We start from the raw sequence: 17,691 nt of genomic DNA, 5'->3' as shown, positions 1-17,691 counted from the left end.
CCTGGTTTAGGCTGTGGGCTATGCAACTGGGGGGTTACATTCAAGCACTAGCGCGCGGGCTGGACGTCGTCGAGCAATGCGCCGGTGTTACGCGCGCGCAGCTGGTTCAGATGGGTGCGCGACCAGATTTCGCGGAGAAGCTGCTGAATCTGCACGCGGTGTATTTCGGGGACACGATGTTCTGCTCCCGGCAGCGCAAGGCACGCCGTACGGGCCACGACGTGTTCACGCTCCTTGAGATTGAGCGCTACTGTTCCAAGCTTAAAGCCCGCAGGGCCTGGGAGCTGCGCCAACTACTGGCTGCTACCCCGCGGGAGAAAATCCCCATGGTGGCGAAGGCCAAGCTCAAAGAATGGCGTCCGCCGAAGGACCCTGCACCGGGCGTGCGGGTGACGCGGCGCGCGGGCCGCAACCACACGCTGAGCATTACGGATTCCTCGCTCAATATTTCCAAGCTGTTGGCCGTGCTCAAGTCCACGGATCAAGATTTGCTCACCGCAGCGCATACCGTGTTCCGCGGCGGCGGTGGTTCCGGCCAGACGCTGCAGTCGAACGTCATCGTGCGCTTGGATGAGCTGGACCGCATCGTCGATGGTGATGGTGAAGAGATCGAACTGCAGCTGACGAATGGCGCGACGATGACGGGTGCGGAGTTCGTGCGCGAAAAGCTTGCCGACGTCGGCCTCATCACCCTCGTCCACCCCCACCACGGCCCCGTAAACCTGTACATGGCGAGCCGTTTCGCCAACACCAAGCAGCGCCTGGCGTTGTCGGCGGAGCACCCGACGTGCGCGTGGCCGGGATGCAACGCACCTGCTGAGGACTCGCAGATTCATCACCTCACCCGCTTCCAAGATGGCGGGCCGACGAATATGGCCAACTTGGTGCCGCTGTGTGCCTACCACAATGCGGTCAATGACGATGATCCGGAAAAGCCCACCGGCCGCGGGCGCCTCGACCGCATCGATGGCCGCGTGCACTACCTGCCGCCGTGGGCGGGGCCGCCGATTCCCATCGAAAGCCCGGCCCACCCGCCTGCTCGAACATCCACGGATCCGCCGACATCCGGCCCGCCCGCCCCACGTTCCACGCCGCGTGCGGCACCAGGCTCTGCCCCCGGCGCGCCGCCGCAGAACTCCGGCAAACCTCCGGACCCGCCACCGAGTTCATCCCACCTGTAGAGCTTCGCCCTAATCACACAACCGCTTTAACCAGCCGCTCGCTGAGAAAACTTGCTCGGCGTGCGGCTACTCGCGCGCGCGTTAAAGAGGTATGTGCCCTTGTGCCGTGCGTACTAACGCCGTCGATACTGGCAACGGGCACGCTAGCGGCATGCGTGTTAACCGTATGGTGCCGGCTGACGCCTGCGGCTGCGGCGGGCGCGCAGGAGCTTCAGCTCCATTCCGCGGAACTGAGTGCCAGGGGCGGAAAACGGGAGCGCGGCCGCGCCCAGTTAGTTAGGGCACGGCCGCGCTACGCAGCGTCTGGGAGTTTGCTTCGCTTCGCTTTTACTCCCACTCGATGGTTCCCGGCGGCTTCGACGTCACGTCGAGCACGACTCGGTTAACATCCTTGACCTCGTTGGTGATGCGGGTGGAGATCTTCTCCAGCACGTCGTACGGCAGGCGGGTCCAGTCCGCGGTCATGGCGTCCTCGGAGGACACCGGGCGCAGGACGATCGGGTGGCCATAGGTGCGGCCGTCGCCTTGGACGCCGACGGAGCGGACGTCGGCAAGCAGCACCACCGGGCACTGCCAGATCTCGCCGTCCAGGCCAGCGTTGGTCAGCTCGGTACGCGCGATGAGGTCCGCCTGGCGCAGCGTCTCCAGACGCTCCTCGGTGACCTCGCCGATGATGCGGATACCCAGGCCCGGGCCCGGGAAAGGCTGGCGCGCCACGATTTCCTCCGGCAGGCCCAGCTCGCGGCCAACCGCACGGACCTCATCCTTGAAGAGCAGGCGCAGCGGCTCGACGAGCTCGAACTCGACGTCGTCAGGCAGGCCGCCCACGTTGTGGTGGGACTTAATATTCGCAGTACCGTCACCACCGCCGGACTCCACCACGTCCGGGTACAGCGTGCCTTGCACCAAGAACGCGGCATCCTGGCCGTCCAGAGCCTGGTCGACGGCGCGCTCGAAGGAACGGATGAACTCCGCACCGATGGCCTTACGCTTGGCCTCCGGCTCGGTCACACCGGCCAGCTTGTTGAGGAAGGCCTCGCGCTCATCCACGGTGATGAGCTTGGCGCCAGTCGACGCCACGAAGTCCTTCTCCACCTGCTCACGCTCACCCGCGCGCAGCAGGCCGTGGTCAACGAAGACACAAGTCAAACGGTCACCGATAGCGCGCTGCACGAGGGCTGCGGCTACGGCGGAATCCACGCCACCGGACAGGCCGCAGATTGCACGGCCTTCCTCACCGATCTGCTCGCGCACATCGTTGATGAGCTGCTCCGCAATGTTCTCTGCGGTCCAGTTCTGCTCCAAACCTGCTACCTCAGTCAAAAAGCGCGTGAGCACCTCCTGGCCGTACGGCGAGTGAAGGACTTCCGGGTGATACTGCACGCCGGCCATCTGCTTGGACAGGCACTCGAAGGCTGCCACGGGAGCGCCTTCCGACGACGCGGTCACCTCAAAGCCCTCCGGGGCTTCAGTGACCGAATCGCCGTGAGACATCCACACCTTGTGGGTGTCCTCCAGGCCCTTGTGCAGCACGCCGCCGGACACGGTCATGTCCGTGCGGCCGTACTCGCGGGCACCAGTGGAGGCCACGGTGCCGCCCAGGGCTTGGGTCATGGACTGGAAGCCGTAGCAGATACCAAAGACCGGGATGCCGAGCTCGAGCAGCTCCGGCTTCAGAGCAGGGGCGCCGTCCGCGTATACGGAGGACGGGCCACCGGAGAGGATCAGCGCGGCCGGGTTCTTGGCCTTGATGTCCTCCACCGAGGCAGAATTGGGGACAACCTCGGAGTAGATGTTGGCCTCACGCACGCGCCGGGCGATGAGCTGCGCGTACTGGGCGCCAAAGTCCACCACGAGGACAGGACGCGGGGTTGTATTTGGGTTAGTCACGGTCATCAGTTTAACGCAAGAACCCGCGCCCTAGACCGCAGGGAGTGGCCCATAATCTTTCGCAGTAATAGCGGCCTTGCCCAACGCGGCCCGAAACGCCCGCAGAGCGGGGTGTCCCTCGCGTCCAGCACGCACCGCTGTGTAGAGCGTGCGGGTGGGATTACCAGGCAAAGCAACCACACGCACGCCTTCGATCTCCTCAAGAAAAAGGTCCGAAATCACCGCCACCGCGTGGCCCGTACGCACCAAGTGCGCGTGCAAGAAGGGATCCGGGGTTTCATAGAGCACGCTGGGGTTAAAACCATGCCGGCGGCACAGACGGTGGACGAAGCGCCCCAGTAAAAACTCCTCCGGGTCCATGGCAAAAGGGATTTCGTCATCGAACGCTGCAAAATCCTCTAAGCACAACTCGCTCCAGGGGCCGGTGAGCGGGGTGATGAGACGTAGGGGGTCGTCGAGAAGCAGCTCCCGGTGGGTGTGCTCATCCGTGGCGGGCATGTCCGACTCATACTCTTCACCCAGGATGAGGTCCACCTCCCGGCGCGCCAGCAGCTCCATCGCGCCATCGGCTTCGCGCTGGATGATCTGCACGCGCAGGTCCGGGTACTCCCTGGCTAGCTCCGTCAGCGCCCGCGGGACCAGCGAGGACATGATGGTCTGAAACGTCGTGACCTTGATCGTGCCACGCACCGCGTTGGTGGATGCAATGACCTGTGACTCGGCCTCATCCGCCAAGGCGAGCATCCGCTCAGCATAAGACGCAAGGATTTTCCCCTGCTCCGTCAAACGCACTCGCCGGCCGACTTTCTCATAGAGCGCCACGCCGACGTCTTTTTCACACTGTGCCAGTTGTTGGGAGATGGCCGAGTGCGTATAGCGCAGCGATTCCGCCACGGCAGTGACGGTGCCGAGGCGTTGCAGCTCGTAGAGAATGCGCAGACGGTGCAGATCCAACATGACAGAATCCCTAACAGGTACGTGTTAAAAACTGTAGATAGACTAACAGTTCTTCCCACCCCACAATGGACTGCATGACCAATCCCCTTGCCGTTGTGTGCGTCATCGGCTCGTGCATTTCAATCCAGCTCGGAGCGAGCCTCGCCATCCAGCTCTTCCCCATCGGCGGCCCGTGGGGCACCGCCTCGCTGCGTTTGCTCTTCGCCGCCGTGATTCTGCTCGCCATTGCGCGACCGCGCGTGCGCACGTGGAGCCGTGAGAAGTGGATCTCCGCGAGCATTTTCGGACTCACGCTGGGCCTGATGAACGGATTCTTCTATGCCGGCATCGAGCTTGTTGCGCTAGGTCCTGCCGTGACCATCGAGTTCCTCGGCCCGCTACTGCTGGCGGCGTGCCTCTCACGCTCGCTTCGCGACGCCACCTGCGTCGCCCTCGCCCTTCTCGGCCTGGGCCTGATGGGCCTGGACTCCTTCAACGGAGATCCCCTCAACCTGCGAGGTGTGTTCTTCTTGCTGTGCGCCGGCGCGATGTGGGCTGCTTACATCCTGGCCAGCAAGAAGGCCGGCGCGCTCTTTAGCGGCCAAGATGGTTTGGCCGTGGCTTTCCTCATCGGTGGCTTGGTGCTCCTGCCAGTGGGTGGGCGCGGGGCGATGGCTCTAGCGAGCGATCCTTCGCTACTGCTGCTTGCTCTGGGCACGGGCGTGCTGGCCTCGCTCATCCCCTACTCGTTGGAATTCCTTGCGCTGCGCAAGCTTGCCCCCAACGTCTTTTCCATCCTGATCGCTTTGGAGCCCGTCTTCGCCGCGCTCTTCGGTTGGCTCCTGCTCTCCCAGAACGTGTCCCAGCTCAAGCTGGCGGCCATCGGGCTGGTCGTGGTGGCCTCGGTGCTACAAACCATGGCACCGGTGCGCGGGCGCGTGGTTTTCCGCAAAGTGGCACTGCGCCCACGCCACCTGAAGAAGCCCCGGCTGCTGTGGTTTCAGCGGCCACGTAATCGCAGCTGCAACTCCAACGTGGAAGCACCATCGGTGCTCAACCCCGCAGAGCGCTAAGTCAGGACACGAGCCGCCAAGACAGCGAAGTAGATCGAAGCTTTGTCGATCACCGCAGTGCTCCTCCGGCAGTCGGCTGCCCCGACGGGTAGCCGCACCTACAGGCAGCCGCTCCCGCCGGTGGCCGCGCGTACGGGCAGCCGCGCCTGCGCACAGCTGCGTCCGCAGCACTAACGGACGGCCAGACCAACCTTCTGGAAGGACTTCAAATCCGTGTAGCCGCACTTTGCCATGGCGCGCTTGAGTCCACCGACCAAGTTGAGCTCACCCAGCGGCTCGTTGGACGGGCCATGGAGCACGACCTCCAAGGAAGGCGCACCCGCTGAGGCATCCTCGGCGGCGCCAGAAGTTGCGTTGCCAGAAACGTCGGTGCCCGAAACATCGGCGCCAAAAGTGCCGGTGCCCAGGAGGGAATTGGCCACGCCAATCGGCTCAATGAGGCCGCGCGGGAAACGCGGGTGGCCGGCCGTGGACGGCCAGTACCAGCCCTTGCCACCAGCCTCCGCCGCGCGAGCCAGGACTGGCCCGAGCACGACCCCATCAGCGCCACAGGCAATGGCCTTGGCGATGTCTGCGGAGGTGAAGATGTCGCCGTCGGCAAGCACGTGCACGTAGCGGCCCTCAGTCTCATCCAGGTAGTCGCGACGTGCGGCCGCAACATCCGCGATGGTCGTCGCCATAGGGATATCAATGCCTACGGTCTCCGGGTTGGTGTTCACACCGGCGCCGACGATGATGCCCGCAGCGCCCGCGCGCATGAGGTGCAGCGCCGTGGTGTAATCCGCCACGCCACCAGCCACCACCGGGGTATCCAGCGAGCCGATGAACTCCTTCAAGTTGAGCGGCTCGCCGCCAGTCTGCACGTGCTCGGCGGAAATCAAAGTGCCGTGGATGAACAGCAACTCCGCGCCGGCCTTAATAACCACGGGCGCCAGCTCGCGGGCGTGCTGCGGGGAGACGCGCACGGCCACGGTCACGCCGGAATCGCGCACCTGCGCGATGCGCTCTGCCAGCAACTCCTCATTCAGGGGTGCTGCGTGCAGCTCCTGCAGCGTGGACAGGTCGCCGAAGTTCTCCGTCACGCGAGCAATCGCGCCTTCCAAATCCTCGTGACGGCCCCACAGGCCTTCGGCGTTAATAACCCCCAAGCCGCCCTGCTTGCCCATCTCGATGACAAATTCGAGTGTGGCCAGCGCGTCGGTCGGCGCCGAAACGAACGGAACGTCGAAGGTGTAGGCATCGATGTGCCATGAGGTGTCCACGTCCTTGGAGGAACGGGTGCGGCGAGTCGGCACCAGGGAAATCTGGTTCAAGTCATAGGTGCGGCGGGCCTCGCGGCCCACGCCGATTTCTACGTAATCGCGCATTCTTAGTCCTTAGCGGTAGTTCGGAGCTTCGACAATCTGCTGAAGGTGGTGCGGGTGAGACTCCTTAAGGCCCGCAGCGGTGATCTGGACAAACTGCTTGGTCTTGAGCTCAGCCAGGTTAGCGGAGCCGGTGTAGCCCATGGAAGCGCGCAGGCCGCCCACAATCTGGTGAACGATGGCATCAATATCACCGCGGAAAGGCACGCGTCCCTCGACGCCTTCTGGCACCAGCTTGTCCTCACTCTTGACGTCGGCCTGGAAGTAGCGGTCCTTGGAGTAGGAGCGCTTCTCGCCCGTCAGGCCGCGGCCCTGCATGGCACCCATGGAACCCATTCCGCGGTAACGCTTGTACTGCTTGCCCTGGACCACAACGATGTCACCCGGTGCCTCCGTGGTACCGGCCAGCATGGAGCCCAGCATGACGGCATCGGCGCCGGCCGCCAGGGCCTTGGCGACGTCACCGGAGTACTGCATGCCGCCGTCACCAATAACAGGCACACCCGCCGGACCTGCCACGGCGGCGGCCTCCATGATGGCGGTGATCTGCGGGGCACCTACACCCGCCACAACGCGCGTGGTGCAAATGGAACCCGGTCCGATGCCGACCTTGATGGCGTCGGCGCCGGCCTCAATCATGTCGCGTGCAGCAGCACGGGTGGCCAGGTTGCCACCGATGACGTCAATGCGGTCACCAAAATCCTTCTGCACGCGGGAGACCATCTCCAGCACGCGGTTGTTGTGGGCGTGGGCGGAGTCGACGACGAGGACGTCTACGCCGGCGTCGACAAGCTGGCCTGCGCGCTGGTAGGACTCCTCACCGGTACCGATGCCCGCCGCCACGAGAAGGCGCCCGGAAGCATCCTTGGAGGCGTTGGGGAATTGCTCGGTCTTGACAAAGTCCTTGACGGTAATGAGGCCGACGAGCTTGTTCTCATCATCAACGATGGGCAGCTTCTCCACCTTGTTGGCGGACAGCAGCTCCAGCGCCTCTTCCTTGCTGACGCCTTCCTTGGCCACGACTAGCGGCATCGGGGTCATGATCTCGGAAACCTTGCGGGAGAAATCCGGCTCGAAGCGCATATCACGGTTAGTGCAGATGCCCACGAGGGTGCCTTGCTTATCGACGACCGGCAGGCCCGAAATCCGGTACCGCGCGCACAGCGTGTCTACCTCGTCGATAGTCATGTCCGGGGTGGCCGTGACCGGGTCGGTGACCATGCCGGACTCGGAGCGCTTCACAATCTCTACTTGCTGAGCCTGCTCCTCTGCGGAAAGGTTGCGGTGCAGGACGCCGATGCCGCCCTGACGCGCCATGCCGATGGCCATGCGGGCCTCGGTCACCGTATCCATCGCGGCGGAAGCCAGAGGCACGCCGAGGCGAATGTTGCGGGTGAACTGCGCCGAGGTATCCACCTCGGAGGGAACGACGTTGGATTCTGCGGGAAGCAGCAGAACATCATCAAAAGTAAGGCCGTAGAGTGCAATCTTGTCGGGGTTGTCTCCGCCGGTGTGGACGTGGCTCATGAGGGTGGGGCTCTCCTAAACTGACCAGATAGTTGTATGCGGTAGCCCTCACTGTAGTGCGTGGACGCCCCGTAGTGGTAGCCGTGGGTATAGAAAAAGTCTCTATAGGGAATTGCCTTGCGCGCACGGAGTCAATAGGCTCGCAGACGTGAACTTTTTCGCCAACATGCCCCGCGATCCCTTCGCGGACGACCCGAACGACCCAGCTTCCTTCCTCGAGGAGGATGAGCACGTCGAGCCGCTGTCTGAGGAGGACCGTCTCGCCGTCATTCATGATCTGGCCATGGTCCAAGAGTTTGCGCGTGTTTTGAGCCCGCGCGGCATCGACGGCATCTTCTTTTTCTGCGAGGACTGCGAAGAAAACCACTTCTACGAGTGGGACATTATGGCCTCCAACATGCAGGCTACGCTGGCAGGCCAGCTCGCCCCCGTGCACGAGCCGGGTGCCGAGCCGGATCCGATGCGCTATGTTCCGTGGGATTATGCGGTGGGTTACCTCGACGGTATGGATTCGCGCTACTAGCGCGGCTGAAGTACCGCGCAGCTCAACGACAAGAACCTCTTTCCTCCTGGTGTGGGAGGAAAGAGGTTCTTTGTGGTTTTATTGCTGGAACTGCGGCGGCGGGAGCTGACCGTTATCCCCAGCGCCATCCGAGTTGTCATTCTGCGGTGGCGTCGCCTGCTCTCCACCACTCGGCTGACTTGGCTCCGGCTGGTTCTGCGTCGGCGGCTCCAGTGGGTTACCTGCCGATACCGTACGTGTCACCACGACGGTAGAGACCGCAGTCTCGGTCTGCGTGACGGTCTCCGGCTCCGGTGGCTTCTGCTCCTCTACAGGAGCGGGCTTCTCCACCGTCTGCGTCTGCGTCACCGTGGTGCGGGGCTGTTGTTTCGTCGTACTCGGGGACTCCGCCTCGCGTTCCCGCTTGGCCTGATCCACCATCTTCCGGGCTTCTTCAAGCAGCTGACGGGTGCCGTCCATATCGCCCTCAGCGGAACGCCTCTCCATTTCATCGAGTGTTCCGGCGAGCTCGACCACAGACACATCGTGCTCGTCTGCGCCGAAGAGCGACTGGTTCACGCCATACAGCGGGGAACCCGGTCCGGCGTTGACCACCACAGCTCCGGTACCTGCAATGAGCAGCGTAGCTGCGGCCGCTCCAATGAGGCCGTGTATGAATGGCTTGCTCCGACGGCGACGTGCCGCGCCGAGGGAAATAACCTCCGGCTCCTCCTCCGCGCCTTCGATGAGGGGGGCCGGGGGCATCTGCTTTTCGACGTCCCCGCGCAGCTCCAGCAGAAGACCCGCCAACTCATCACCGCCATCGGAGGGATCCGTTCCTTCGGAGAGAGTGGTGAGGAATGCATCATCATCGACCAAAGGCTGCAGCTGCTCAGCGACACCCTGCTGAGGCTGGTCCTTTTTTGCCATGATGTCCTCCCTTCCTTATTAGTAAAATTTTAATTTGTCGGTGCCAAGTACCGATGGCTCACTGCTAGCTCTGGGCTAGCCCAACTACTGGTTCACACTGCTGGTTCACGACGTCTCGTGCGAATCGAGGGATTTGCGCAATTGCGCAAGTGCACGATGTTGCGCCACGCGGACTGCGCCAGGGGTAGACTCCACAATTTCCGCAGTCTCCTCTGCCGACAGCCCCACGAACACACGCAAGATGATAATGTCCCGGGCCTTGTCACTTAACGTATCGAGCATTGCCCGCACTCTGTTACTACCGTCTACTTCAAGGGCGGATTCTTCGGGGGTAGCGTCCTGAGCGGCGTCTTCCGGAAGGTCTTCCGTCGGGTGGGTGTGGTCGCGGCTGAGGGCCCGGTGAGCGTCGGTCACCTTGTGGGCAGCGATGCCATACACATAGGCCATAAACGGGCGGCCCTTGTCCTTGTACGTGCCAATCGACGTCGCCACCGCCAAGCAGATCTCTTGTGCCACATCCTCCGCCGTGGGCTGGCGGTGACCGCCAATGCGTGCGCGGCAATAGCGCAGGACCTGCGGGTGAATGATGCGCATGATGCGCTGCAGGGCACGGCGGCTACCGTCGACGGCTAGCGGAACGAGGTCCGCTAGTTCCTTATCGCTGTCGCGCTTCGCCGCTGTGGAGGAGCCGCCTGCGCCTGTAGCATGTGTAGCCACTGCCATCCTTGCTCTTCTGCTTTGTGCTCTTCTGCCTAAAGTCTTTTCTGAATGAATTCGTTTAATTCATTACTACATATTCTGCATGAACATCATGTCATAACCATTTGGCGAAACCCGAAACGACGGGTCCATTCCCCGGCTTTTGAGCTGTGATAAAAAGTTCATTCATCGTTCATCTTAACCTTAAATGCAGGTCATACTGGGTAAACGTGAGGAATTTCGGCTCGTTACACCTGCATGTCAGCAATGCTTAACGCGCCGTTTACCAAGGGAAGACACACTTCTATCTCGTCTTACTTCGCCCTAGCGCTCACGGGACCATCTCCCGTGTTGAGTCGCGCTTACAGCACGCCTCGCGCTTGGAAACTCTATCTTTGACGAATAAGGAGAATCGAACGTGTCTCAGCCTTTCCTGCTCCCCGGGCCCAATACGGACTTCTGGGATTGGCAGCTACACGGCGCTTGCCGTGGGGAAAACTCTGACGTGTTCTACCACCCAGACGGCGAGCGCGGTCGCGCCCGCGCCCAGCGCGAAAACCGCGCCAAGGCTATTTGCCACACCTGCCCAGTCATCGAATTGTGCCGCGAACACGCCCTCGCATCCGGCGAGCCCTATGGCGTGTGGGGCGGCATGAGCGAATCCGAGCGCGTCGTTGCCTTGCGCTCGCGCCGCACCCACGCGACCGTCGGCGCCTAGTCCGCCCTCCCCCAGCCATGGCGTTAAGCAGGCTGCGCTGATATTCAGCAGCCGGCAATTGGAGGCCGGTAGAAGCCGCCAGTTCTACAGCACCTGCGCTAGGTAGCGGGCGGTCAACGTGTCCTTGTCGAGGAACTCGCGCGCGTTCTGCGCCAAGCACGTACCCTGACACTCTGGGGCAACCTACAAAGACCACTGCGCGCTCGACAAAGGCACGAATATGCTTCTGTAGGGACTCCACGGGTTTGCTCAACACGTTCGTCTTGAGCCGCGTGACCAGCCTCATGTAACTCATGCTGACGCCGCCGACCTTGACCTTGGTCTCGGTCTCATACAGGTTGCGTTTTTGCTCCTCGGTGAAGTCTTGGACCGGCACGTCGGCCGAATACAGCCCGGACTCGGCGTAGGCGCGCCACATCCACGAGTCCACCTTCATGCTGGGGTACATGATGGAGCCATCGTTGAGGGAATAAGCTGCGGGCTCGCCCGCGCGGGATTCTGCTAGGCGGGAAAAGCACGCGCAGGTGCCCGGTGATTGTCGGTGGCGGTGCCGAAGGTGGAGCGCGCAGAGGCCGCCCTGGGTTCCTGGCCTACGACGATGGCGGCGGTCAACCCTTCCAAGCGGTCCACGTCGGGGCGCGGTGGAGCTTGCATGAAGCCCGGGTAGGTTTCGTTGATGAGCCGCTGCGATTCGGCAGCGATGGTGTCGAAGACCAGCGAGGTCTTGCCGGATCCGGACACGCCGGTGACAACGGTGAGCTTGCGCTTGGGGATGCGCACATCCACGTTCTTGAGGTTGTTTTCGCGGGTGCCGGTGGCGGTGATGAATTCTTGTTCTACGGCTCCACAGTCTCATAACGGGGCAGAGATTCCCGCCCCACGGCAAAGGCCCGCCTCCCCGCGATGGATGCGGGCGGCGGGCCTTCCTTATGGCCACGCGGGGAGCTACCGCTCCCTGCGGGAACCCTTGTGGCGACGCGGGAAACGTAGGTTTCCCGCGTGCACGTTTAGTGCGCGTGCGCGTGTCCAGCCTGAGCCGGCTCTTCCTCAGCGGGCTTCTCCACGACGGAAGCCTCGGTGGTGAGCACCATGCGGGCCACGGAGGCGGCGTTAACCACGGCGGAGTGGGTGACCTTTACCGGGTCGATGATGCCCTGCTCCAGCAGGTTGCCGTACTCCAGGGTGGCGGCGTTGAAGCCTTCACCGTTGGCCTGCTCGGCAACGCGGGCGACGACGACGGAACCATCCAGGCCGGCGTTCTCAGCGATCCAGTAGGCCGGGCGGGTCAGCGCACGGGCCACAGCCTGCACGCCAATCTTGGCCTCGCCCTCGAAGCCCTCGGCAAAGGCCTTGAGCTCCTGGGAGATCTGAACCAGTGCGGAGCCGCCGCCGGCGATAACGCCTTCTTCAACGGCCGCGCGGGCGGCGTTGATGGCATCCTCGACGCGCAGCTTGCGCTCATTGACCTCGGTCTCGGTAGCGGCACCAACGCGGATGACGGCAACACCGCCAGACAGCTTGGCCAGGCGCTCCTCGAGCTTCTCCTTATCCCAGGTGGAATCGGTGCGCTCGATCTCGCGCCGGATCTGCTCGCGGCGCTCCTCGACGGCCTCAGCAGTACCTGCACCATCCACAATCACGGTGTCCTCCTTAGACACGGTGACGCGACGTGCAGAACCGAGAACCTCAGGGCCAACCTCCTTGAGGTTGATGCCGACCTCCGGGTCGACGACCGTAGCACCGGTGACAACAGCCAGGTCATCCATGAAGCCCTTACGACGCTCGCCGAAGTACGGCGACTTCACGGCGGCGACCTTGAGGACCTTACGGATGGAGTTCACGACGAGCGCCTGCAGCGGCTCGCCCTCGATGTCCTCAGCGATGATCAGCGTCGGGCGCGAGGACTCCGCGATCTTCTCCAGCAGCGGCAGGAAGTCCGGCAGGGAGGAGATCTTGTTGCGGACGAGGAGAATTGCGGCGTCGTCAAGCACGGCGTTGTAGGTCTCCTCCTCCGTCGCAAAGTACGGGGAGAGGTAGCCCTTGTCGAAGGAAATGCCCTCGGTCACGTCCACGGTGGACTCGATGGTTTGGGACTCCTCGACGGTCACGACGCCGTCCTTGCCCACCTTGTCCATCGCGCCGGCAACCATCTCGCCGACCTCCGCATCGCGGGAGGACACGGTAGCAACCTGGGAGATTTCCGCGGAGGAGTTCACCGGGGTGGCGCGCTTCTTGAGCTCTTCGATGACCTTCTCAGCGGCCGCCTCGATGCCCTTGTTGAGCTCCACCGGGTTAGCACCGGCGGCAACGTTGCGCAGGCCCTCGAAGACGAGTGCCTGGGCCAGCAAGGTCGCGGTGGTGGTACCGTCACCGGCGATGTCGTTGGTCTTGACGGCCACGGACTTCACCAGCTGGGCGCCGAGGTTCTCAAAAGGATCGTCGAGATCAATGTCGCGGGCGATGGTGACGCCGTCATTCGTGACGGTCGGGCCACCAAAAGCCTTAGACAGCACGACGTTGCGGCCGCGGGGGCCGAGGGTGACCTTGACGGCGTCGGCCAGCGTGTCTACACCGCGCTGGATGCCCTCGCGGGCCTCCTGGTCAAATGCAATCAGCTTTGGCATAGGGTTAATCGCCTACTTTTACTTCTCGATGACAGCGAGCAGGTCGCGAGCGGACAGCAGGAGGTACTCCTGGCCGTCGTACTTCAGCTCGGTGCCGCCGTACTTGGAGAAGATGACGGTGTCACCCTCGTTAACGCCGACCGGGACAACCTCGCCCTTGTCGTTGGTGCGGCCCGGGCCGACGGCTACGACGGTGGCCTCCTGCGGCTTCTCCTTCGCGGAGTCCGGGATAACCAGACCGGACGCGGTGGTGGTCTCAGCTTCAACGATCTGGACGATGACCTTGTCCTCCAGCGGCTTGATGTTTGCCATGATGATTTCCTCCAAAGTGTTCCTAGTGCACGTCCACGTGGACGTGCGTGTGCCGGTTGTGGGTAGCCCAGCACAGCCGTCGTCGCGGGTGAACAACTGTGGGTCAAAACAACCTGCCTAGCACTCTACCCGCGCGACTGCTAGCCCTCAACGTTGTGGGCCGCTAACCCGTTCGCCCTCCGCGAACGCCACTTCAAGCACGAGAAATGTCTCCTGCAAGCAGGCCGGTCTTCCCACCACGCCGCCTACCGCGGCGCCCCGCCAGGATGATGCTCTCACGCGCGCGAGAGTTATCACGATTCCCGCCGCTGCCTGGAATCTTGTGAGATCCAAAACTACAAAAGACGCTCGGGCCCATTCGGGCCGTCGCGTCCTTGAGTACTTGACGGGTGCGCGAGCGCGCGCACAGTCTTCTTGCCGAATCTAAGCCAGCCTGCGGGTTTAGGGGCGTCCTGCAGGATTGAGGCAGCCTGCGGGTTTAGGGGCTGCCTGTCAGATCTAGACCTGCCTATCAGAGTTGATGACGGCCGCACGCCAGAGGTTGTACTCCTCCGGGTTGTCCTCGCGGTAGTTCTTCACCGCGCGGATGCCGTGCTCCACGGCTTCGACGACTTCGTCGATGTTCTTATCGTCACCGTCGGCAGCGACAAAGATGACCGGTCCGCAGATGGAGCGGATTGGGTCCTGCAAGAAAGCGGAGTTGCCGGTAGCCGCAGCATTGCGGGCCAAGGAGGCCACCGGGTTCGGGTCGGCGTCGTCAGCCTTCGCGTTCGGGTTAAACAACGCCGCGTAGGTCTGGCCATCATCCTGGAAGGCCACGGAAACGCGATCCTCGGTGGTACCACCGAGGAATTGATTTGCCTGTTCGAGCTCAAACTCGATGATGCGGCGGGACAGATCAGGGTTAACGAGGAATCCAGTGGTCATAACGGTGTGAGCTCCTTGTGTGTGAGCCGGACGATTATCGGTCATCACACTACCGGCACCCTGGGGGTTGCGCATCCGCTAGAGCGCACCCCCAAGTACGCCTCCGCTAGAGCGCGGCCGTGACCGGCGTCCTCAATCTCGACGACACAGAGCGTGGTACGAATCTTCTAGCGCGCAGCGGCGACGAGGGGGACTTCCACCTCAAGCTGCGTATCCGTCCCGCATGCCAGGCCGGAAGGCTCGGCGCCTTCGTGAATGAGCTGGGCGGCCACCGCCGCAATCATCACGCCGTTGTCGGTGCATAGCTTGAAGCGCGGCACACGCAACTCAATGCCCGCAGACTCGCAGCGCTTTGCCGCCAGTGCGCGCAGCCGCGAATTCGCTGCTACTCCGCCGCCGAGCAGCAGCACCTTGGCGCCTGTGTCCTGGCAGGCGCGCACAGCTTTGGCAGTCAGCACATCTGCCACCGCTTCCTGGAAGGAGGCGCAGAGATCCTCAACCTGAACAGTCGAGCCTTCTCGCTCGGCCTTTTCCACGTGGCGCGCCACCGCAGTCTTGAGCCCTGAGAAAGAGAAATTGTGGCGGTTGGGCCCGCGCAGGTCCTCAGCCTTGGACAAACCCCGCGGCAGGTCGATGGTGGGCTTTCCTTGGGCAGCCAGCTTATCGATGATCGGCCCTCCCGGATACCCCAAGCCCAGCAGACGGGAGACTTTGTCGTAGGCTTCGCCGGCGGCGTCGTCAAGCGTGGTGCCCAACTCCTTCATGGGTTTGCCCACGGCCTCAACCTCGAGCAGCTGCGTGTGGCCGCCGGAGACGAGCAGTGCCACCGAATGCGGCAGCTCCTCGCCCTCCAGGTTCGCCACCGCGACGTGACCGCCGAGGTGGTTGACGCCGTAGAAGGGCACGCCCCACGCGGAAGCAAAAGCCTTGGCTGCCGACGCTCCGACGAGGAGCGCGCCGGCTAGGCCCGGGCCCACGGTGGCGGCCACCGCATCTGGCTTCTTGACGCCCGCTTCCTCCAACGCCGCCTTCATCACCTGTGGCATGGCCTCGAGGTGGGCGCGGGAGGCAATCTCCGGAACCACGCCGCCGAAGCGCGCGTGCTGCTCCATGGAGGAGGCGACGACGTCGGCGCGGATCTCCATGTGGCCGTTATCAAACAGCTCGATGATGCCCACGCCGGTTTCGTCGCAGGAGGACTCGATGCCGAGGATTAACATCTTTCACTCTTTCGTGGTCGATACATGGTGTGGGCGTCCGCACCGGAGGGTTGATAGTAATTGCGGCGCAGGCCGTTGATGACAAAATCATAGGCCTCGTAGAGGCGGATGGCCGGATCGTTGCCCACGCGCACTTCGAGGAAGATGGGCGCGTCGTGGGAATCTGCAAGTTCGACGATGGCGTCCATCATCAGCCGCGCGATGCCCTGCCGTTGGGCCGCGGGATCGACGCCGATGGTGCGGATTTCGTACTCCGGCCAGGCAGCGGGGCCCATGCGGCCCACGCCGGCGTAGCCGAGAACTTCCGCGCGGTTGTCGTTGTGGCCCTCGCGGTTGACGTTGTGGCCCACGCGGTTGTCGTTGTGGCCCACGCGGTTGACGCTTGCGTCAACCGCCCAGTACGTGGTGTGGCCCGCCGCGATTTCCTGCTCGAAGGCTCGCGCCGGCCATGGGCTTTCGCCGGGGAAAAGGACCTTCTCTAACTCGGCACAGCGCGGCGCGTCCGCGGACGCTAATGGCCGCAGCCTCATGATGCCGGTATCTCCTCGATGCCGCCGACCAAGGCAGCCGAGCGCGGCTTAGCCTGTGGTTCCACGGCATCGGGACGACGAAGGTAGAGAGGGACAAGCGGCTCAGGTTCAGCGGACAGATCAGCGCAGGCAACCAAACCCGCTGCGCGCGGGGTAGCCCACTCACGGGGAAGGCCAGCGATGCCCTCCGGCAAACGAGGGGCAATAGACTCTGGGAACACTAGGCGCACGCTGTCCGGGATCGCGAGTCCGGCAGCGCTCAGATCAAGGGTTTCCGGCTTCGATACGTTTGGGCCGCTGCGACGCTCCCCATCGGCAAAGGTGGCCCAGTAGACCTCTTTGCGGCGAGCATCGATGGCCACCAGCCACTCCCCCGTGCGCCCGTGCGCGATGGCATCCAGAGTGCACACACCATGGACCGACAGATCAAGGGCCACTCCCAGGGCGGAAGCGGTAGCCATGCCTACGCGCAGACCGGTAAACGGCCCGGGCCCCATGCCCACGACGATGGCGGAGAGATCTGGGTAGGTCAGGGAGGCGTCGGCAAGCAGCTCTTCGATAGTAGGGATGAGCTTCTCGTTGTGGGCGCGCGTACCGCTGATAACACGGTCGATGCTCTCCCCGGTGTCGGTGTCAACGATGCCCGTGACCAGATCCGTGGTGGCGGTATCGAGTGCGAGAACCTTCATTAGCCTGCGAGGTGCCAGTCGGTCTCAACGTAGTCAGGGTTGTTCTTCCCCAATTTCTCCACGTATTCCGGGGTATCGCGCATAAACTGCAGCGGCTGTCCCTGCTGGAACGGCAACAGCGGCGGGATATTCTGGCTAGCAGCTTCCGGTGTCTTCAGCTGCTGCAGGAAACCATCACAGAGGTCCACCTTCGCGCGCGGCAGCTTCTCCGCCTTGAATTCGTTGTACTGCGAGACCAGCAGCATGTAGTTCACGTCATCAGGCACAGCCCCATCGACGAAGTCGATATTCAGGTTTCCCGTCTCCACTCCGCGCTCCTTGAGCTGCTCTTCGGTGATACCCGGGCAGACGGCTGCGGCCGCACTCCACTCTGGGCCGTACACATCCTGCGGGATGAACATAGCGAAGTCCAGATTCTTCGGGTAGGCGCTCAGGGACTGAGCAACGGTTGAGGGCTCCTTCGACTCCGCGTCCGCCGTCCGGACCATCGGCAGCACGATGAGCGCGGCAAGGAATACGGCGAAGCCGCCGATAACGACAGTGGTGATGAATTGACCAAGCTTGTTCAT

17 protein-coding genes and 1 pseudogene are annotated in these 17,691 nt (G+C 63.1%); 4 read left to right on the top strand and 14 right to left on the bottom strand.

Going from position 1 to position 17,691, the window contains the following annotated elements; all coding sequences use genetic code 11:
• Nucleotides 1-20 precede the first annotated feature (20 nt).
• The gene (locus CAURIM_RS02480; RefSeq protein WP_201828672.1) at nt 21-1,181 is read left to right on the top strand and encodes an HNH endonuclease signature motif containing protein; all 1,161 of its coding nucleotides are present in this window, start codon (nt 21-23) and stop codon (nt 1,179-1,181) included.
• Nucleotides 1,182-1,508: 327 nt separating this feature from the next.
• Here CAURIM_RS02480 and guaA read toward each other — a convergent pair whose 3' ends face one another.
• Together guaA and CAURIM_RS02470 are read right to left on the bottom strand one after the other, a co-directional pair.
• Nucleotides 1,509-3,077, bottom strand: a complete 1,569-nt coding sequence (gene guaA, locus CAURIM_RS02475) for a glutamine-hydrolyzing GMP synthase (protein ID WP_201828673.1) — start codon at nt 3,075-3,077, stop codon at nt 1,509-1,511.
• A 24-nt stretch (nt 3,078-3,101) separates the two neighbouring features.
• Nucleotides 3,102-4,028, bottom strand: coding sequence for a LysR family transcriptional regulator (locus CAURIM_RS02470; protein WP_070446485.1), 927 nt, complete (start codon nt 4,026-4,028; stop codon nt 3,102-3,104).
• 74 nt (nt 4,029-4,102) lie between these two features.
• Here CAURIM_RS02470 and CAURIM_RS02465 point away from each other — a divergent pair, with 74 nt between their 5' ends.
• On the top strand, nt 4,103-5,080 hold the full coding sequence (locus tag CAURIM_RS02465; protein WP_201828674.1) for an EamA family transporter: 978 nt from the start codon (nt 4,103-4,105) through the stop codon (nt 5,078-5,080).
• A gap of 170 nt (nt 5,081-5,250) precedes the next feature.
• On the opposite strand, the gene CAURIM_RS02460 is transcribed toward CAURIM_RS02465, so the two are convergent.
• Together CAURIM_RS02460 and guaB are read right to left on the bottom strand one after the other, a co-directional pair.
• Nucleotides 5,251-6,447, bottom strand: coding sequence for a GuaB3 family IMP dehydrogenase-related protein (locus CAURIM_RS02460; protein WP_201828675.1), 1,197 nt, complete (start codon nt 6,445-6,447; stop codon nt 5,251-5,253).
• 9 nt (nt 6,448-6,456) lie between these two features.
• Nucleotides 6,457-7,971 carry an IMP dehydrogenase gene (guaB, locus tag CAURIM_RS02455; protein WP_070446490.1) on the bottom strand — a complete coding sequence of 505 codons (1,515 nt, stop codon included), beginning with the start codon at nt 7,969-7,971 and terminating at the stop codon, nt 6,457-6,459.
• 148 nt (nt 7,972-8,119) lie between these two features.
• On the opposite strand from guaB, the gene CAURIM_RS02450 reads away from it, so the two are divergent.
• Nucleotides 8,120-8,494: a DUF5319 domain-containing protein gene (locus CAURIM_RS02450; protein WP_010189463.1), complete on the top strand. Its 375-nt coding sequence runs from the start codon at nt 8,120-8,122 to the stop codon at nt 8,492-8,494.
• 78 nt (nt 8,495-8,572) lie between these two features.
• Here CAURIM_RS02450 and CAURIM_RS02445 read toward each other — a convergent pair whose 3' ends face one another.
• Complete coding sequence (locus CAURIM_RS02445) at nt 8,573-9,403, bottom strand: hypothetical protein (RefSeq protein ID WP_070446492.1); 831 nt, start codon at nt 9,401-9,403, stop codon at nt 8,573-8,575.
• A gap of 105 nt (nt 9,404-9,508) precedes the next feature.
• Nucleotides 9,509-10,126, bottom strand: coding sequence for a sigma-70 family RNA polymerase sigma factor (locus CAURIM_RS02440; protein WP_070446495.1), 618 nt, complete (start codon nt 10,124-10,126; stop codon nt 9,509-9,511).
• Between the two features lie 394 nt (nt 10,127-10,520).
• Between CAURIM_RS02440 and CAURIM_RS02435 the strand changes: the two genes are divergently transcribed.
• Nucleotides 10,521-10,820, top strand: a complete 300-nt coding sequence (locus CAURIM_RS02435; RefSeq protein WP_070446497.1) for a WhiB family transcriptional regulator — start codon at nt 10,521-10,523, stop codon at nt 10,818-10,820.
• A gap of 448 nt (nt 10,821-11,268) precedes the next feature.
• Here CAURIM_RS02435 and CAURIM_RS02430 read toward each other — a convergent pair.
• The 8 genes and pseudogenes from CAURIM_RS02430 to CAURIM_RS02395 all read right to left on the bottom strand — a co-directional run.
• A pseudogene (locus CAURIM_RS02430) lies at nt 11,269-11,645 on the bottom strand (P-loop NTPase family protein); the annotation flags it as partial.
• A 182-nt stretch (nt 11,646-11,827) separates the two neighbouring features.
• Nucleotides 11,828-13,444, bottom strand: coding sequence for a chaperonin GroEL (gene groL / locus CAURIM_RS02425; RefSeq protein WP_070710845.1), 1,617 nt, complete (start codon nt 13,442-13,444; stop codon nt 11,828-11,830).
• 18 nt (nt 13,445-13,462) lie between these two features.
• Nucleotides 13,463-13,762 (bottom strand): co-chaperone GroES, encoded by a 300-nt coding sequence (gene groES / locus CAURIM_RS02420; protein ID WP_290206541.1) that lies wholly within the window; start codon nt 13,760-13,762, stop codon nt 13,463-13,465.
• A gap of 492 nt (nt 13,763-14,254) precedes the next feature.
• Nucleotides 14,255-14,683, bottom strand: a complete 429-nt coding sequence (locus tag CAURIM_RS02415; protein ID WP_070644421.1) for a hypothetical protein — start codon at nt 14,681-14,683, stop codon at nt 14,255-14,257.
• A gap of 167 nt (nt 14,684-14,850) precedes the next feature.
• Complete coding sequence (gene tsaD, locus CAURIM_RS02410) at nt 14,851-15,903, bottom strand: tRNA (adenosine(37)-N6)-threonylcarbamoyltransferase complex transferase subunit TsaD (RefSeq protein WP_070446514.1); 1,053 nt, start codon at nt 15,901-15,903, stop codon at nt 14,851-14,853.
• Nucleotides 15,897-16,433, bottom strand: a complete 537-nt coding sequence (locus CAURIM_RS02405) for a GNAT family N-acetyltransferase (RefSeq protein ID WP_201828677.1) — start codon at nt 16,431-16,433, stop codon at nt 15,897-15,899. The genes tsaD and CAURIM_RS02405 overlap by 7 nt, the downstream gene beginning before the upstream one ends.
• Nucleotides 16,430-17,122 carry a tRNA (adenosine(37)-N6)-threonylcarbamoyltransferase complex dimerization subunit type 1 TsaB gene (tsaB, locus tag CAURIM_RS02400; RefSeq protein ID WP_201828678.1) on the bottom strand — a complete coding sequence of 231 codons (693 nt, stop codon included), beginning with the start codon at nt 17,120-17,122 and terminating at the stop codon, nt 16,430-16,432. The genes CAURIM_RS02405 and tsaB overlap by 4 nt, the downstream gene beginning before the upstream one ends.
• On the bottom strand, nt 17,122-17,691 hold the full coding sequence (locus CAURIM_RS02395) for a hypothetical protein (protein ID WP_070717533.1): 570 nt from the start codon (nt 17,689-17,691) through the stop codon (nt 17,122-17,124). The genes tsaB and CAURIM_RS02395 overlap by 1 nt, the downstream gene beginning before the upstream one ends.

Source organism: Corynebacterium aurimucosum, assembly GCF_030408555.1.
Taxonomy (GTDB): Bacteria; Actinomycetota; Actinomycetes; order Mycobacteriales; family Mycobacteriaceae; genus Corynebacterium; species Corynebacterium aurimucosum.
This window is presented reverse-complemented; position numbering and strand designations above follow the sequence as displayed.

What these genes read in the sequence shown, in the direction of transcription:
- CAURIM_RS02405 (WP_201828677.1), bottom strand. Translation starts at nt 16,433, where the DNA reads ATGAGGCTGCGGCCATTAGCGTCCGCGGACGCGCCGCGCTGTGCCGAG.
- CAURIM_RS02445 (WP_070446492.1), bottom strand. Translation starts at nt 9,403, where the DNA reads ATGGCAAAAAAGGACCAGCCTCAGCAGGGTGTCGCTGAGCAGCTGCAG.
- tsaB (WP_201828678.1), bottom strand. Translation starts at nt 17,122, where the DNA reads ATGAAGGTTCTCGCACTCGATACCGCCACCACGGATCTGGTCACGGGC.
- groL (WP_070710845.1), bottom strand. Translation starts at nt 13,444, where the DNA reads ATGCCAAAGCTGATTGCATTTGACCAGGAGGCCCGCGAGGGCATCCAG.
- CAURIM_RS02395 (WP_070717533.1), bottom strand. Translation starts at nt 17,691, where the DNA reads ATGAACAAGCTTGGTCAATTCATCACCACTGTCGTTATCGGCGGCTTC.
- CAURIM_RS02415 (WP_070644421.1), bottom strand. Translation starts at nt 14,683, where the DNA reads ATGACCACTGGATTCCTCGTTAACCCTGATCTGTCCCGCCGCATCATC.
- CAURIM_RS02470 (WP_070446485.1), bottom strand. Translation starts at nt 4,028, where the DNA reads ATGTTGGATCTGCACCGTCTGCGCATTCTCTACGAGCTGCAACGCCTC.
- CAURIM_RS02480 (WP_201828672.1), top strand. Translation starts at nt 21, where the DNA reads ATGCAACTGGGGGGTTACATTCAAGCACTAGCGCGCGGGCTGGACGTC.
- tsaD (WP_070446514.1), bottom strand. Translation starts at nt 15,903, where the DNA reads ATGTTAATCCTCGGCATCGAGTCCTCCTGCGACGAAACCGGCGTGGGC.
- CAURIM_RS02440 (WP_070446495.1), bottom strand. Translation starts at nt 10,126, where the DNA reads ATGGCAGTGGCTACACATGCTACAGGCGCAGGCGGCTCCTCCACAGCG.
- guaA (WP_201828673.1), bottom strand. Translation starts at nt 3,077, where the DNA reads ATGACCGTGACTAACCCAAATACAACCCCGCGTCCTGTCCTCGTGGTG.
- CAURIM_RS02465 (WP_201828674.1), top strand. Translation starts at nt 4,103, where the DNA reads ATGACCAATCCCCTTGCCGTTGTGTGCGTCATCGGCTCGTGCATTTCA.
- CAURIM_RS02460 (WP_201828675.1), bottom strand. Translation starts at nt 6,447, where the DNA reads ATGCGCGATTACGTAGAAATCGGCGTGGGCCGCGAGGCCCGCCGCACC.
- guaB (WP_070446490.1), bottom strand. Translation starts at nt 7,971, where the DNA reads ATGAGCCACGTCCACACCGGCGGAGACAACCCCGACAAGATTGCACTC.